We start from the raw sequence: 14,209 nt of genomic DNA on the forward strand, positions 1-14,209 counted from the left end.
CCGCGCTGTTCTGAACCGGAACGTGCCCGGTCAGCGCTCAGAACAGGTTGTAACGCTGTCCCAGCGGCACCTTTGAGACCGGCTTGACGCCGATTTCGACCCCGTCGGCGCTAACTTTGTAGGTCGCCGGGTCGATTTCGATCTTCGGCAGGGCGCTGTTGAGCTTCATGTCGGCTTTGGTAAGGCCGCGGCAGCGCACGACGGGCTCGATGCGTTTGCGCAAGCCGAGCTGCATCACATCGCCATCGTCCAGGGAGGCTTTGCTCACGAACAGAATCGAGGTCTTGCCGATACCGCTGCAGGAGCCGCCGAACATGGGCCGCATGATCATCGGCTGCGGCGTCGGGATCGAGGCGTTGGCATCGCCGATCTGCCCGTATGCGATGAACCCGCTCTTGATCACGAGTTGCGGACGCGAACCGAAGAATGCCGGCTTCCACAGGACGAGATCGGCGACCTTGCCCTTTTCCACCGATCCGATGAGGTGGCTCATGCCGTGGGCTATGGCCGGGTTGATGGTGTATTTGGCGATATAGCGCTTGATGCGGAAATTATCGTTTCCCGCACCATCGCCGGACAAGGAGCCGTACTGCGCCTTCATCTGGTCGGCCACCTGCCAGGTACGCATGATGACCTCGCCGCCGCGTCCCATGGCCTGGCTGTCGGACGACATCATCGAAATGGCGCCGATATCGTGCAGCACGCCTTCGGCGGCAATGGTGTTCGCCCGGATGCGGCTCGCGGCAAAGGCCACGTCTTCCGGAATGTTCTTGTCGAGGTGATGGCAGACCATGAGCATGTCGAGATGCTCGTCCACCGTGTTTATCGTGAACGGCAATGTCGGTGTGGTCGAGCTGGTCAGGATGTTCGGCTCGGAGCAGATGCGCAGCAGATCCGGGGCATGGCCGCCGCCGGCGCCTTCCGAGTGGTAGGTGTGGATCGTGCGCCCGCCAAAGGCCTTGACGGAGTCCTCGAGCGAGCAGCTTTCATTGACCGAATCCGTATGGATGGTCACCTGGATATCGTAGTCATCGGCAATGCTCATGCAGGCATGTATTGCCGCGGGTGTCGTGCCCCAGTCCTCATGCAGCTTGAGGCCGCCGACGCCCGCAAGAATCTGCTCGCGAACACCTTCGGGACGCGAGGAACTGCCCCGGCCGGTGAAAACGACGTTCAAGGGAATGTCGTCCGTCGCCTGCATCATCTGCTGGATGTAGGTCGGATTGGGCGTGCAGGTCGTGGCCATCGACCCGGTCGCAGGGCCGGTGCCGCCGCCGAGCACCGTGGTGAGGCCGCTGGCGATCGCCGTCGTGCATTGCGATGGCGTGATGAAGTGGTAGTGCGTATCGATACCGCCTGCCGTGATGATCGCGCCCTCGGCCGAAATGACCTCGGTGTTGACGCCGACGATGAGATCCGGATCGACGCCCGCCATGATATCGGGGTTGCCCGCTTTTCCGATGCCGGCGATCTTGCCGTCCTTGATCCCGATGTCGGCCTTGATGATGCCGGTGTAATCGATGATCACCGCGTTTGTGATGACGCAATCCAGCGCTCTGTCGGCGCTGACGCCCGTCGCCTGCCCCATGCCGTCACGAATGACCTTGCCCGAGCCGAAGACGCATTCGTCGCCGTAGACGGCAAAGTCGTGCTCGATCTCCGCGAACAGGCCCGTGTCGCCAAGCTGTATCTTGTCGCCCTTTGTCGGTCCAAAGAGCTTTGCGTAGTCGGCGCGTGAAATTTTGTATGCCATGGTCGTCCTTCGATCAGTTGTTGCCGAATGCACGGTCGTTGACGCGATCCAGCATTCGGTCTTTGTTGGCATCGTTGATTTCGCCGTCGGCCAGATTGTTGCCGCCGCGGATGATCCTGTTGCCGGCGATCTCGACCAGCGTCACGTCACGGGTCTGGCCGGGCTCGAAGCGGATCGCCGTGCCGGCGGGAATGTCGAGCCGCTTCCCGTACGCGGCTTCACGGTCGAATGTCAGGCGCGCATTGGCCTCGACGAAATTGTAGTGGCTGCCGATCTGGATCGGCCGGTCGTCCGTGTTGGAAACCGTCAGCGTCGTTGTGGTACGATCGGCGTTGAGCTCGACTTCGCCTTCCTGGCTGATGACGGCACCGACCGTCGCTGTATCGCCCCGGGGCTCGGAAAAGGCTGCTGGAACGGGCAGGAAACTGCCGTACAGTGCCAGGTCCATGTCGCCGTGTTCTGCGGTAATCGGCGACTGAACGGCAACCAGCTTCGTGCCGTCCGGGAAGGTGCCTTCGATGTGCACTTCCTCGAGCATTTCGGGGACACCGGCAAGGACTTCGCGCTTTCCAAGCAGCGTGCCTCCGATGGCCATGAGGTCGGCGACCGAATGTTTGCCGTCGCGCATCAATTCCAGAAGAACGAGCGAAATAAGCCCGACGGCCTCCGGATAGTTCAGGCGGATGCCGCGTGCCAGGCGGCGCTGCGCCAATTGGCCGGTTGTTACCAGCATCAGTTTATCGGTTTCATGAGGTGCGAGGTGCACGTTCATCTCCTTGGTTCTTGAGAAAGACCGCACGCGCGCAGGCACGCTGGCGCGCCGGAGCCTTGGGTCGTAGTGAGAACGATCTGGCGAGAGCCGGCTGCAGCCGCGTGCGACCGCTGGCTTGCGGCTTTCGCAGCAATGGCCAAACGATCACCCGAAGGATGGGAGCGCTCGCGACGTGCCTTGCGCGTCAGCAGTCAGACACTTTGCAGAACAGAACAAAGGCCAACCTCGGCAGCTCAATCAAAATTGAGAGCCCCGACGCCCGACAGCAATCTCGTCAGTGGTAAATGTGGGAAATCGGCTACTAGCCGAGAGCCAAGCTGGAAAAGAATTCCATCATGTGATTGATGACAACATGCGCTGACATCGAGAGACCCTATACTTCCTTGTTGAGCCCTGTGCTTTGACAAAGAGGGACGATACGAGAGAGACGATACGACTCGCTTCACACGAGGTCATGATCCCAGAAAGACCTTGCCAGCAGCCCTTGTCAATCGTCTCCACGGATGTGAGTGGGTTCATCGACATCAATAAATCGGTGATGTGGACAACGGGGCATAAACTTCGATGCCGGCACGCCGCCTGGATGCGGTCATTGGCGGCGCGCGCGGCCAATGATGTTAATCCGCTCGCCGATTGCCAGGCGGATGTCATGGCGCTCATCAAATGAAATATGCAACGAAGAGCAGGATTCCCGCTCCAAGCGCGTTGATCACGAGTATGATCACCTCTGCCGTAGCTTGGCTCAAGATTTTCTCTCCCAAGTGATCCTAATATGCTCATGAATGCTTCGGCAAACCCGGCTCGACAAGCGCCACGGTGCGACGTGCGGGCGCAATGCTCACCTGTAGCGGCCGGTCGGCGAAGACACCAAGCCGGTGCAAGAATGGAGGAGAGTTCCGCAGCATGCGCGGCCAGGGCACGTTACGATGACAGACAACCTAAAAACTGCGTTTGATGCAAACCGCAGACTCTGGGACGAGCGCGTCGCGATCCACCGCCGGGACGAAACCGGCTTTTACAGGGTCGAGAGTTTCCTTGCCGGCAAGGACGTACTTTATCCGATCGAGGCTTCCGAAATTGGTGACGTGCGCGGCCTGCGCATCGCGCATCTGCAATGTCATTTCGGGATGGACTCCATCTGCCTGGCGCGGCGCGGGGCAAACGTCACGGGACTTGACTTCTCGCCGCCTGCTGTCGCCGAGGCACGCAAGCTGGCGCAGCAGACCGGCACCCATGTTCGATTTGTGGAAGGCGACGTCCATGACGCCCGCGACCTCCTCGAAGGCGAGTTCGATATGGTTTACTCGACCTGGGGCACCATCGTCTGGCTTCCCGATGTTGCCGCCTGGGCGCGTGTTGTCGCCTCACTGCTGAAACCGGGCGGGTCGCTCTATTTCGCTGATTGCCATCCGATGATGCTGTGCATGAATATGGTGGATGGGCGAATTACCCTGCGGACCGACTGGCGCACGCCAAGGGGCCGACCCATGGTCGAGACCGGCGAAACGACCTATACGGGCGACCAGGGGGCCGACTTGCCAAGCTATGAGTGGATCCATCCGATCGCTGACATGCTGAACGCGTTTGTCGGCGCAGGGCTGCGTCTCGATTGGATCAGGGAACATACGCGGCTGACCTGGCCCTATTTTCCGAACATGCTGCGCGATGCCGACGACATGTACCGTCTGCCGGAAGATCATCTCCAGCTACCGCTCGCACTCTCCCTGAGGGCGACGCTTCGGCGGTAACAGTGAATCGCGCCGGGAGAGCCGGAGGCCGTCGCTGATCGTCGTCTTCCCCAGCTTGCCGCGGATCGCTCCTGTGATGTGATAAGTTGGAAATTCTAGCTTTTCTGGATCAGCCGATGAGGCTGTTCCGGCCTATGACGGATATCAAGAAGCTGTTCGAATGAGCGAGGAGCATCGCCGTCCTTGGCCCCGATGGCGCAAACGTCGTGGTAGGATCGTTGCCGAACCGGGCGATCTCCTCGGGGAAAACTTCGATCTGCAATGGCGCGTTCATGTCGACCCCGCTCCCGATCAGTAAGGCAAAGGGAAATGCGCGACGAGCTGGCGCACGCGGCCGTTGATTTCCTGTCGGCGTGTTTCGAGCGTTCCGCCACGGACAGCTTCAAGCGTATCGAGCATGAGCGCGGCGATCTGGCGATATTCATCGGGACCGAAGCCGCGCGATGTGCCGGCGGCGCTGCCGACGCGGATACCTGACGTCACCATCGGCTTTTCCGGATCGTTCGGTACGGCATTCTTGTTGAGGGTAATGCCGATCGACTCCAGCGCCTTCTCGGCGATGTTGCCCGTCACGCCGAAGGGGCGCAGATCAACCACCGCAAGATGGCAATCCGTGCCGCCGGAGGTGATCTTGAGCCCGCCATCGGCAAGGGCCTGCGCCAGCACCTGACAATTCTCGACCACCGCCCCTGCGTAGGTCCTGAAGGACGGTTGCAGCGCCTCGCCGAAGGCGATCGCCTTTGCCGCGATGACGTGCATGAGCGGACCGCCCTGAAGGCCAGGAAAGACGGCGGAATTGATCTTCTTCGCGATCTCGGCGTCATTGGTCAGAACGAAGCCGCCGCGCGGCCCACGCAAAGTCTTATGCGTGGTCGAGGTGACGACATCGGCGAAGGGCACCGGCGATGGGTAGACTCCGCCAGCCACCAGCCCCGCGAAATGCGCCATATCGACCAACAGGATCGCGTCCACATCATCGGCGATCTGGCGGAAGCGCGCGAAATCCATCACACGCGGATAGGCCGAGCCGCCGGCGATCAGCAGCTTGGGGCGATGTTGTCGCGCCAGTTCGGCCACCTGATCCATGTCGATGAGATGGCTGTTCGCGTCCACGCCATAGCTGACGACATTGAACCAGCGCCCGGACATGTTGACGGGAGCGCCATGGGTGAGATGCCCGCCGGCCTTGAGGTCGAGGCCAAGGATCGTGTCACCAGGATTGAGCAGCGCGAGAAACACCGCCTGATTGGCCTGACTGCCCGAATGCGGCTGGACATTGGCATGGGTGCTGCCGAAGAGCTGGTTCACGCGCTCGATCGCAAGATCCTCGACGACATCGACGTTCGCGCAGCCGCCATAGTAGCGGTGGTGTGGATAGCCTTCGGCATATTTGTTGGTGAGAACCGACCCCTGCGCCTCCATAACCGCGGGACTGACGAAATTCTCCGAAGCGATCAGCTCGATTGAGTCGCGCTGGCGGGCCCTTTCGTTGGCGATCGCAACGGCGACGGCTTCGTCGGCGAAGGCCCATGGAGCCGCGCTCACGCCGGCGGTTTCTCTTGTTTCACCCGCGTGCTGCGCGACAGATGTTTGCATCGCCAATCTCCCTTCAAATGCCGGCAAGGATAATCGCCGCCGTGCGGGTTTCGCATGACGGCAAGTTCACCGGCCTCTATCATGGAGATGGTCTGCTGCGCCCATCCAATTCCAAGGACGGATGCAGACCATTGCGTGGCAGTTGTCAGTGGTTCGTTGGCGATCGAATGGCCGCCATTTCTGTCGCGCGCAACAGTGTGCCAGCACCGGACGAGGTGATGCCAGGCATCGCGAGAGCTACTTCCGTCTTAGCGATTTAAGCGCTTTCGCCAATTTCCTGACGGCGCCCTCGATTTCGGCCGGTGTGTAGGCGGCAAAGCCCATCAGGAACCCGGCCTTGCCATCGTCGCCCGCATGGAGCGCCGACAATCCCAGCAGCTCGACGCCGGCCCTCCGCCCGGCGTCGATTGCTACCCGCTCCGGAATATCGCAAGTCATCATGCAGGGCATTTGCAGCCCGCCGATGGGGACGCGCGGTTCGACAAATCCGGAAAGGTGCTTGTTGACCTGGTCCGCCAGGACATCGAGTCTCTGGGCATAGATCCCGCGCATTGTGCGGACGTGCGACCCGAAATGCCCGCCCTCCATGAACCGGGCCAGCGTCAGTTGCGCCATAGAGGCTGTGTGGCCGTCGAGCAGCGTGCGGCCGAGCGCCATCGGCTTTACAAGCTGGGGCGGCAGCACGACATAGCCGATGCGCAAGCCCGGAAAGAGGGATTTGGTGAAGGTGCCGATATAGATGGTGCGGTCATGCGGATCGAGGCCCTGCACGCAAGCGGTAGGCTTGCCGGAATAATGGAATTCGCTGTCGTAATCGTCCTCGATGATCCAGGCTTGATTTCGGGCCGCCCATTCGATCAGTGCAAGACGGCGGTCAAGAGTCAGCGTGGCACCGGTCGGGAACTGGTGTGAGGGCGTGAGGAACACTGCCTTGGCGCGGCCCGGATTGTCCATTATCCGTTCGACCACGATACCCTGGCGGTCCACGCGGACCGGCACGCATTCGAGGCCGGCGGCATCGAACGCCTTGCGCGCACCGTAATAGGACGGGTCCTCGATGAAGATCGAATCGCCGGGATCGAGCAGCATGTTCGCACACAGCGTCATCGCCTGCTGCGAGCTGGTCAGGACGAGCACCCGATCGGCCGTGGCGCGCGCGCCGCGTTCGAGGTTCAAATAATCGGCGATGGCCTGCCGCAGCGGCTCGGCTCCCTGCGGATCGCAGTGGAGAAGCGCGCGCGTTCCGACCTCCTTCAGCACCTGTCGCTCGAGCCGTTCCCATAGCCGGATCGGAAAGCTGCGGGTCTCCGGCACCCCATGGGCGAATGGCTGCGGCATCAGCATCTCGCGCACGCCGCCGCTGCGGAACATGGCGCTGCCGCGTTTGCTCAGGTTCGGAGCCTGATTGCGCAGAAGCGCATCACGCTTCGAACTCCGATGGCCGTAGGTGAACTCCGTCATCTCAGCCACGAAACTGCCGCTGCCGACGCGACGCTCGATGAAACCTTCGGCGTAAAGCTGGGCATAGGCGGACTCCACGGTGTCGCGCGAGACGCCGAGCGATTTCGCAAGAGCGCGCGTTGCCGGCAGCGGCTTGCCGGGCCCAAGCGCGCCGTCGAGGATCAGTTGCCGGACCGCCCGTTGTATTCGCGCGTGAAGCGGCATTGCCGCATGAGCGGGATTTGCCAGCCACGCCTGCACGGATTCAAGTTGAGAGTGCTTGAACAATTGGTCTGATTTACCTGAAGAAATTGGCCTGGAATATCAGGCCAATCATCGGCTAGGAGTCAATTCATGTTTATCGGCTTCGCGCCTCCATCTTCGGCTCAGGCGATCCGTCCACCGGCGATTGACTCTGCCAGGGTTATTTTCTAAAGTTTAGAAAATAACTAGGGAGGTGGGCCTGGATGGGTATCCATCACGGCCATGTGCTACGCATCCTGCGTGACGAGGGACCCCAGTCGCGAGCCGAGCTTGCGCGCCGCAGCAAGCTGTCGGCGACCACTCTGACCCATGTCACGGCGCATCTGCTCAAGGACGGTTCCGTTATCGAGTTGGAGAGCGGAGGCTTGGGCTCCGTCGGTCGCCCTGCGCAGGCGATCCGGCTCGCGCCGGAAGCTTATGCCGTAGCCGGTGTGCATATCGGCGCGAGCAGCATTCAGGTCACCGTCACCGACCTCAGGGCTTCGACCAAAGCCGCGACGTCGTTCGACTTCGCTGTGAAGGGCGGCGATCCCACGGCCATAGTCAAGCGCATTTCAGAGGCTGTGAACAAACTCGCGGAAGAGGCGCAGATCGAGGCGGAGCGCCTGATCGGCGTCGGCATCAGCGTGCCAGGGCCGGTCGACGCGGCGCGCCGCAAGGCCATCGCATCGATCAATATCGGCTGGCGGAACGTTCCCTTCGCGGACTTGATGGAACAGGCGCTGAGCAAGCCGGCGATCGTCGAGCACAATGTCAGCGCCATGGCATTGGCCGAAAGCCGCTACGGCATCGGCAAGGATGTACCGGCGCTGCTCTACGTTTATCTTCGTACGGGCCTCGGCGCCGGCCTTGTGGTCGATGGCATGCCGTTTCGCCCCGGCGGACACGGCGCGGTCGAGCTTGGGCACATCCAGGTCACGCAAAGCGGCGCGGCTTGCGCCTGCGGAAATACCGGCTGCCTGGAGACGTTCGTACGCGAGAGCACACTCATGCACGCATCTGGGCTGACGGGCAGCGCGCCAGAGCACTTGCTGGCGCATGTCGAAAAGAACCCGGAGGCTTGGGATGTGGTGGTGCGGCATCTCACCAGTGCGCTTGCCAGCGCCGTCAATCTGTTGACGCCGGACCTTATCGTTTTCGGAGGTCATCTCGGCGAAGCACCGGACAGCCTGTTCGACCGGCTGCGAAGCGATCTGCCTCCGCGCGTCATGCCGCATATGCGCGACATACTGAACATCCAGCGATCCAGTCTCGGCTCGCAAGCTGGCGCTATCGGTGGCGCGGCCACGGCCCTCGACCACTTCTTCTATTCGGGAGTTCTCCATTGAACGGCGCGGTGATCACCGAAGGTCGACAAAGGCGGTCGATCGCGCAAATGCCTCCTTTCCTTCTCAACCTGATTGCCTTTGCGATCGGCATCGCCATCTGGTGGGCGATCACCGCGGCAAAGCTGGCCGTCCTGCCGGGGCCGTTGGAGGTCCTGCAAAGGGCCATGGAACTTGCCGCGAACGGCCAATTGCCGCTCGACATGGTGTCGAGCCTGCGACGTGTGCTGACCGGATTCCTGCTGGGCGTCGCGCTGGCTGTTCCCGTCGGTTTCCTGATGGGCTGGTATCAGGTCGCCCGAGCGCTGATCGAGCCCTATGTCCAATTCTTCCGCATGATCCCGCCCTTGGCGGTCATCCCGCTGGCCATCGTCACGATGGGCATAGACGAGGCACCGAAGATATTCGTCATCTTCCTCGCCTCGTTCCTGTCCTGCGTCGTGGCAACCTATCAAGGCGTGATCAGCGTGGACCGCACGCTGATCAACGCCGCGCGCGTGCTTGGAGCCACGGATTCGGTGATCTTCCCGCGCGTCATCATACCGGCCTCCATTCCCTTCATCCTGGTGGGGGTGCGCATCGGATTGGGTTCCGCATGGGCGACCGTCGTGGCGGCGGAGCTGATCGCCGCGCAGTCGGGCCTTGGTTTCCGCATGCAGCAGGCGCAGCTCTATTACGACCTGCCGACGATCTTCGTCAGCCTCATCACGATCGGCATTCTCGGCCTCGCCATGGACCGCCTGCTGCAGGCGACCGAACGCCGTCTCACCCGCTGGCAGGAGCGCGCCCAATGACCGCACAGCCAGGCACCGCCCAGCCGAAGATTTCGTTCCAGAGCGTCACGCGCCGCTTCGGCGAAGCCGAGAAGGCGTTCCTGGCGCTCGACCGGCTCTCCCTCGACATTGCCGACGGCGAGTTCGTGACGGTCGTCGGGCCGTCCGGCTGCGGTAAATCAACGGCCATGAACATAGCCGCCGGGCTGACCGAGGTCTCCGAAGGGCGGGTGCTGGTCGACGGCAAGCCGGTGCGCGGTCCGGGGCCGGAGCGTGGCGTGATCTTCCAGCAATACGCTCTGTTCCCGTGGCTGACCGTGCGGCAAAACGTTGAGTTCGGTCTTCGCATAAAGGGCATTCCGGCCGAGGAGCGGCGTCGGATTTCCGATCACTTCATCGGCCTCGTCGGCTTGAAGGATTTCGCCGACGCGCTGCCGAAGACGCTTTCGGGCGGCATGAAACAGCGGTGCGCCATCGCTCGCGCTTATGCGGTCAATCCCAGCGTTCTGCTGATGGACGAGCCCTTCGGCGCGCTCGACGCGCTGACGCGGGTCAATATGCAGGACCAGCTGCTCGACACCTGGAGCCGCGAGCGTCGCACCGTGATCTTCATCACGCACGACGTGGACGAGGCGGTCTATCTCGCCAACCGGGTCGTCGTCATGGCGGCGCGGCCGGGCCGGTTGCACAAGGTCATTCCGGTCGACCTGCCTTATCCGCGAACCGAGGAGATGCGGTTGTCGCCGGAGTTCGCGGAAATCCGCAACCGGGTCTGGCACGCCGTTTACCACCAAAAACCGCAGATCGAAGCAAGGCACTGATCAGGGAGGAAGTGCACATGAGCATCACCAGACGGAATTTTCTGGCTTTGTCGGCCGCAGGCGTTGCCACCGCACCGGCACTGCTGAGCACGGCCAGCCGCGTACGGGCGCAGGCCAAGACGATCCGTGTCGGCTACATCGCCGATTACTTCGGCACCAGCCTGACAGCCATCGCCAACGACCAGGACCTGTGGGCAAAGCACGGGCTGGAGCCTGAGCTGAAGGTGTTCACCAATGGCCCGATCCAGATCCAGGCGCTCGGTGCGGGCAGTCTCGATTTCGGCTATGTCGGCCCGGGCGCGCTGTGGCTTCCGGCTTCAGGCAAGGCGAAGATCGTCGCCATGAACGCGCTCGGCCTCTCCGACCGCGTCATCGCTCAGGCCGGCATCGGTACCATGGCCGATCTGAAGGGCAAGAAGATCGGCGTCCCGGAAGGCACGTCCGGCGATATGTTGCTGCGTCTCGCCCTGGCCAAGGCCGGCATGCAGATTTCCGACGTCGAGGTGATCAAGATGGATCCGTCGACGGTCGTATCGGCCTTTGCGTCAAAGCAGGTCGACGGTGCCGGCATCTGGTACCCGCTGGTCGGCGTCATCAAGAAGACCGTGCCGGACCTGGTGGAAGTGGCAAAGAGCGCCGATTTCTACCCGGCGAACTCCTTTCCTTCGGCTTTCGTGGCGCGGAACGAGGTGGCGGAGCAGGATCTCGAGGCGGTCAAGAAGTTCATTGCCGTTCTCAAGGATGCAAATGATTACCGTGCCGCCGACGTGCCGCGGTCGGTCGAGATCACCGCAAAGTTCCTAGGCGTCCCCGCGGATCCGTTTGTGACGGAAAGCCAAAACGGGAAATATCTGACCACAGCCGAACTCATCGCCGCGACCAAGGACGGTTCGGTGGCCAGCTGGCTGAAGGGCCTCAACGAGCAGTTCGTCGCTTTCGGCAAGCTGCAGAACCCGCTCGATCCAAAGGATTATTACCTCGGCGATCTGTATGCCGGCGGTTGAGTTGGGAATACGCCCTTCGAGATCTGAATAAACGAAGAAGGAACCAAGCCTGCCATGGCGACAGGGAAGTCCGCAACGCTGTCGGATTTGCGAAAGCGCCTGGAGCGATGGCTGCGCCAGATCGGCCGGAAGCGTTATCAGCCCGAGAAGCACTATATGCGCGGACCCGGGCCAGCGACCCTGCAGCGAGAGGCAACGGAGCCGCGCCAGCGCGAGCTGTGACATTCTTCCATTCTGCACACAGGGCAGCGGCGCGAACCGCCGCTGCCGGACCATAGAGACTTACATGAGCAGACGACCCAATATCCTTTTCATCATGTCGGATGATCACGCCGCGCGCGCGATCTCCTGCTATGGCTCCGGCCTCAACAGCACGCCGAACCTCGACCGTATTGCCAATGAGGGCATGCGACTCGACAATTGCTACGTCACCAATTCGATCTGCACGCCGAGCCGGGCGGCGATCATCACGGGCACCTACAACCACGTGAACCAGGTGACGACGCTCGACACGCATATGGACAACCGGCTGCCCAATGTCGCCAAGCATCTGCGTTCCGCCGGCTACCAGACCGCAATCTTCGGCAAATGGCATCTCGGCGAGGGCAAGGCCCATCAGCCCACCGGCTTCGATCACTGGGCCGTCGTGCCGGGGCAGGGCGACTATTTCGACCCGGTGATGATCGACAGGAGCGGCGAGCACGTGGAGCTGGGCTACGCCACTGACATCATTACCGACAAGTGCCTGGAGTTCCTGTCGTGCCGGGACGCGGAGCGGCCCTTTTTCCTGATGTGCCATCATAAGGCGCCGCATCGCAGCTTCGAGCCGCATCCCAAGCACCGGCACCTTTATGCCGACGGCAAGCTGCCGGTTCCCGAGACCTTCAACGACGACTATGCGAACCGCGCCGCGGCAGCGGCCGCAGCCAAAATGCGCATTCGCTCTGACATGACCTACAAGGATCTGGGCCTCGTACAGCCGGAGGGCGGCACGGAGGTGGGCGAACTTTTGACGGCGGGCTGGAAGGATCGCAAAGTACCGGAAATCAGGCCGGGCGAGGAGTTGCGGCTCGTCGATGCGGTTACCGGCCAAAACTACATCTTTACCGATCCGGCCGAGCTCGCTCTGTTCAAATACCAGCGCTACATGATGCGTTATCTGCAGACGATCGCCTCGATCGACGAAAATGTCGGCCGCCTGCTGGACTATCTGGACGCCGAGGGCCTGAGCGAAAACACCATCGTCATCTACACCTCCGACCAGGGCTTCTTCCTCGGCGAGCATGGTTGGTTCGACAAGCGTTTCATGTATGAGGAGTCGCTGCGTATGCCCTTCCTCATCCGCTACCCCCAGGCGATCGCAGCAGGTGCGACCTCCTCGATGATCGCGACCAATGTCGATTTCGCCCCGACCTTCCTGGATTATGCCGGCGTCGAGATACCGAATTACATGCAGGGCATCAGCATGCGCCCGGTGCTCGAGCAGACAGCAGGCGCCGATTGGCAGGATGTCGCTTACCATCGTTACTGGATGCACAAGGACGAGTTCCACAACGCGTTCGCTCACTACGGCGTGCGCGACGCACGCTACAAGCTGATCTACTGGTACAACGATCCGCTCGGACAAAGCGGCGCGCACGAAGGTGACGAGCCGCCGGAATGGGAGCTGTTCGACTGCTGGGAAGACCCCTTCGAGCTGCATAACCGCGCAAGCGATCCGACCTATGCTTCCGCCTTTATCGAGATGCTCTCCAAGCTCGATCGCAAGATGTCCGAGATCGGCGATCTTCCCGAGCATGACAGCGAGGCGGTGCTGACAGGCCTGAGGCAGCTCGCAGCTGTCGCCTGACCGCAATGTCGGGGTGACCTCGGCGGCCGAGCGTGCCGCGGCTATCCCCCGGCGAGATAGCGTTGCCAGATCTCGCGGCCCGCATCATCCAGCCGTATGACGGCATCGCGGAATGCGCGGCGCAGTTGCACGTCGACGAGCGGCTGCGGCAGGAGCGGATCGAAGACGAGTTGCCGGATCGCGGCATCGCCCAGCAGGAACGATTCGCGTGCCGCGAGTCCCTGCGGCAGGCCCTCGGCCCGGGCGAGCCACTCATCGATACGGCGGAGCCCATCGCGGTAGACATTGGCGAGATCGTCGGCCGCCCATAATTTCCGGGCGCCGCGTTCCCGCTCGTCGTCGAAATCGGTCGCCCGGAACACCGGCGCCTCCCCGCCCAGCACCTGGAGTCGTGCTCTCAGCCCGGCGGCGCCGCCCGCAAGATTGTCGGGGCGGATGAACAGACCGGCCTCCATCTCGCGCAAGCCGAGCATCCCGAGCGCGCGGTCCCGCATACGCAAGGCGCCGCGGTCGGTTCGCGGCAGACCGCCGGTGGCCACCACGATCCAGCCGCCGTCCCACGGCCCCAGCCTTTCCTCCGCAGACCGCCAGGTCGAAACTTCCTCCGCAACGCCCCTTCCAGCGGGGCCGAGACGGTATCTGCCGCGCCCCACGGCTTCGATCAGCTCGGCTGACACGAGCCGTGCCAGTGCAACACGCGTGGCGTTGCCTGATATGTCGAAGAGACGCGCGGCCGCCACGGCGTCGGCCGCGCTGAGCACACCGTCTTCGACGGCCAGCAGCAGGTTCATCAGGAGATGTCGGGCGGCGGGGCTGGGAATATTACTCATATTGACCGAAACTTACCGTATCAGTAATATATTG

13 protein-coding genes are annotated in these 14,209 nt (G+C 62.2%); 8 read left to right on the plus strand and 5 right to left on the minus strand.

What is annotated here, in order from left to right; all coding sequences use genetic code 11:
- Positions 1-37: 37 nt before the first annotated feature.
- Positions 38-1,753, minus strand: a complete 1,716-nt coding sequence (gene ureC / locus ACCO56_RS27125; RefSeq protein ID WP_433644034.1) for an urease subunit alpha — start codon at positions 1,751-1,753, stop codon at positions 38-40.
- 13 nt (positions 1,754-1,766) lie between these two features.
- Positions 1,767-2,525 carry an urease subunit beta gene (locus tag ACCO56_RS27130; RefSeq protein WP_433644035.1) on the minus strand — a complete coding sequence of 253 codons (759 nt, stop codon included), beginning with the start codon at positions 2,523-2,525 and terminating at the stop codon, positions 1,767-1,769.
- A 454-nt stretch (positions 2,526-2,979) separates the two neighbouring features.
- Here ACCO56_RS27130 and ACCO56_RS27135 point away from each other — a divergent pair, with 454 nt between their 5' ends.
- Both ACCO56_RS27135 and ACCO56_RS27140 read left to right on the plus strand, forming a co-directional pair.
- Complete coding sequence (locus tag ACCO56_RS27135; protein ID WP_433644036.1) at positions 2,980-3,192, plus strand: hypothetical protein; 213 nt, start codon at positions 2,980-2,982, stop codon at positions 3,190-3,192.
- Positions 3,193-3,451: 259 nt separating this feature from the next.
- Positions 3,452-4,273, plus strand: coding sequence for a class I SAM-dependent methyltransferase (locus ACCO56_RS27140; protein WP_433644037.1), 822 nt, complete (start codon positions 3,452-3,454; stop codon positions 4,271-4,273).
- A 291-nt stretch (positions 4,274-4,564) separates the two neighbouring features.
- On the opposite strand, the gene glyA is transcribed toward ACCO56_RS27140, so the two are convergent.
- Entirely contained in the window at positions 4,565-5,869 is a 1,305-nt protein-coding gene (gene glyA, locus ACCO56_RS27145) for a serine hydroxymethyltransferase (protein WP_433644038.1), read from the minus strand.
- A gap of 237 nt (positions 5,870-6,106) precedes the next feature.
- Positions 6,107-7,597 carry a PLP-dependent aminotransferase family protein gene (locus ACCO56_RS27150; RefSeq protein WP_433644039.1) on the minus strand — a complete coding sequence of 497 codons (1,491 nt, stop codon included), beginning with the start codon at positions 7,595-7,597 and terminating at the stop codon, positions 6,107-6,109.
- 179 nt (positions 7,598-7,776) lie between these two features.
- Here ACCO56_RS27150 and ACCO56_RS27155 point away from each other — a divergent pair, with 179 nt between their 5' ends.
- The 6 genes from ACCO56_RS27155 (at position 7,777) to ACCO56_RS27180 (ending at position 13,345) form a co-directional block, all read left to right on the plus strand.
- The gene (locus ACCO56_RS27155; protein WP_433644040.1) at positions 7,777-8,901 is read left to right on the plus strand and encodes an ROK family transcriptional regulator; all 1,125 of its coding nucleotides are present in this window, start codon (positions 7,777-7,779) and stop codon (positions 8,899-8,901) included.
- A gap of 47 nt (positions 8,902-8,948) precedes the next feature.
- Entirely contained in the window at positions 8,949-9,692 is a 744-nt protein-coding gene (locus tag ACCO56_RS27160) for an ABC transporter permease (protein WP_433644042.1), read from the plus strand.
- Complete coding sequence (locus ACCO56_RS27165; RefSeq protein WP_433644043.1) at positions 9,689-10,492, plus strand: ABC transporter ATP-binding protein; 804 nt, start codon at positions 9,689-9,691, stop codon at positions 10,490-10,492. Before ACCO56_RS27160 ends, ACCO56_RS27165 begins: the two co-directional genes overlap by 4 nt.
- A 23-nt stretch (positions 10,493-10,515) precedes the next feature.
- Complete coding sequence (locus ACCO56_RS27170) at positions 10,516-11,496, plus strand: aliphatic sulfonate ABC transporter substrate-binding protein (RefSeq protein ID WP_433644161.1); 981 nt, start codon at positions 10,516-10,518, stop codon at positions 11,494-11,496.
- 54 nt (positions 11,497-11,550) lie between these two features.
- A complete protein-coding gene (locus tag ACCO56_RS27175) occupies positions 11,551-11,718 on the plus strand; it encodes a hypothetical protein (protein WP_433644044.1) in 168 nt (55 codons plus the stop codon).
- 64 nt (positions 11,719-11,782) lie between these two features.
- A complete protein-coding gene (locus ACCO56_RS27180; protein WP_433644045.1) occupies positions 11,783-13,345 on the plus strand; it encodes a sulfatase family protein in 1,563 nt (520 codons plus the stop codon).
- 41 nt (positions 13,346-13,386) lie between these two features.
- Here ACCO56_RS27180 and ACCO56_RS27185 read toward each other — a convergent pair whose 3' ends face one another.
- Complete coding sequence (locus ACCO56_RS27185; RefSeq protein ID WP_433644046.1) at positions 13,387-14,175, minus strand: PaaX family transcriptional regulator C-terminal domain-containing protein; 789 nt, start codon at positions 14,173-14,175, stop codon at positions 13,387-13,389.
- Positions 14,176-14,209 lie beyond the last annotated feature (34 nt).

This window comes from Mesorhizobium sp. 1B3 (assembly GCF_050958605.1).
GTDB lineage: Bacteria > Pseudomonadota > Alphaproteobacteria > Rhizobiales > Rhizobiaceae.

Excerpts from the sequence above, each read along its gene's own strand:
- ureC (WP_433644034.1), bottom strand. The coding sequence starts at position 1,753 with ATGGCATACAAAATTTCACGCGCCGACTACGCAAAGCTCTTTGGACCG.
- ACCO56_RS27130 (WP_433644035.1), bottom strand. The coding sequence starts at position 2,525 with ATGAACGTGCACCTCGCACCTCATGAAACCGATAAACTGATGCTGGTA.
- ACCO56_RS27135 (WP_433644036.1), top strand. The coding sequence starts at position 2,980 with ATGATCCCAGAAAGACCTTGCCAGCAGCCCTTGTCAATCGTCTCCACG.
- ACCO56_RS27140 (WP_433644037.1), top strand. The coding sequence starts at position 3,452 with ATGACAGACAACCTAAAAACTGCGTTTGATGCAAACCGCAGACTCTGG.
- glyA (WP_433644038.1), bottom strand. The coding sequence starts at position 5,869 with ATGCAAACATCTGTCGCGCAGCACGCGGGTGAAACAAGAGAAACCGCC.
- ACCO56_RS27155 (WP_433644040.1), top strand. The coding sequence starts at position 7,777 with ATGGGTATCCATCACGGCCATGTGCTACGCATCCTGCGTGACGAGGGA.
- ACCO56_RS27160 (WP_433644042.1), top strand. The coding sequence starts at position 8,949 with ATGCCTCCTTTCCTTCTCAACCTGATTGCCTTTGCGATCGGCATCGCC.
- ACCO56_RS27165 (WP_433644043.1), top strand. The coding sequence starts at position 9,689 with ATGACCGCACAGCCAGGCACCGCCCAGCCGAAGATTTCGTTCCAGAGC.
- ACCO56_RS27175 (WP_433644044.1), top strand. The coding sequence starts at position 11,551 with ATGGCGACAGGGAAGTCCGCAACGCTGTCGGATTTGCGAAAGCGCCTG.
- ACCO56_RS27180 (WP_433644045.1), top strand. The coding sequence starts at position 11,783 with ATGAGCAGACGACCCAATATCCTTTTCATCATGTCGGATGATCACGCC.
- ACCO56_RS27185 (WP_433644046.1), bottom strand. The coding sequence starts at position 14,175 with ATGAGTAATATTCCCAGCCCCGCCGCCCGACATCTCCTGATGAACCTG.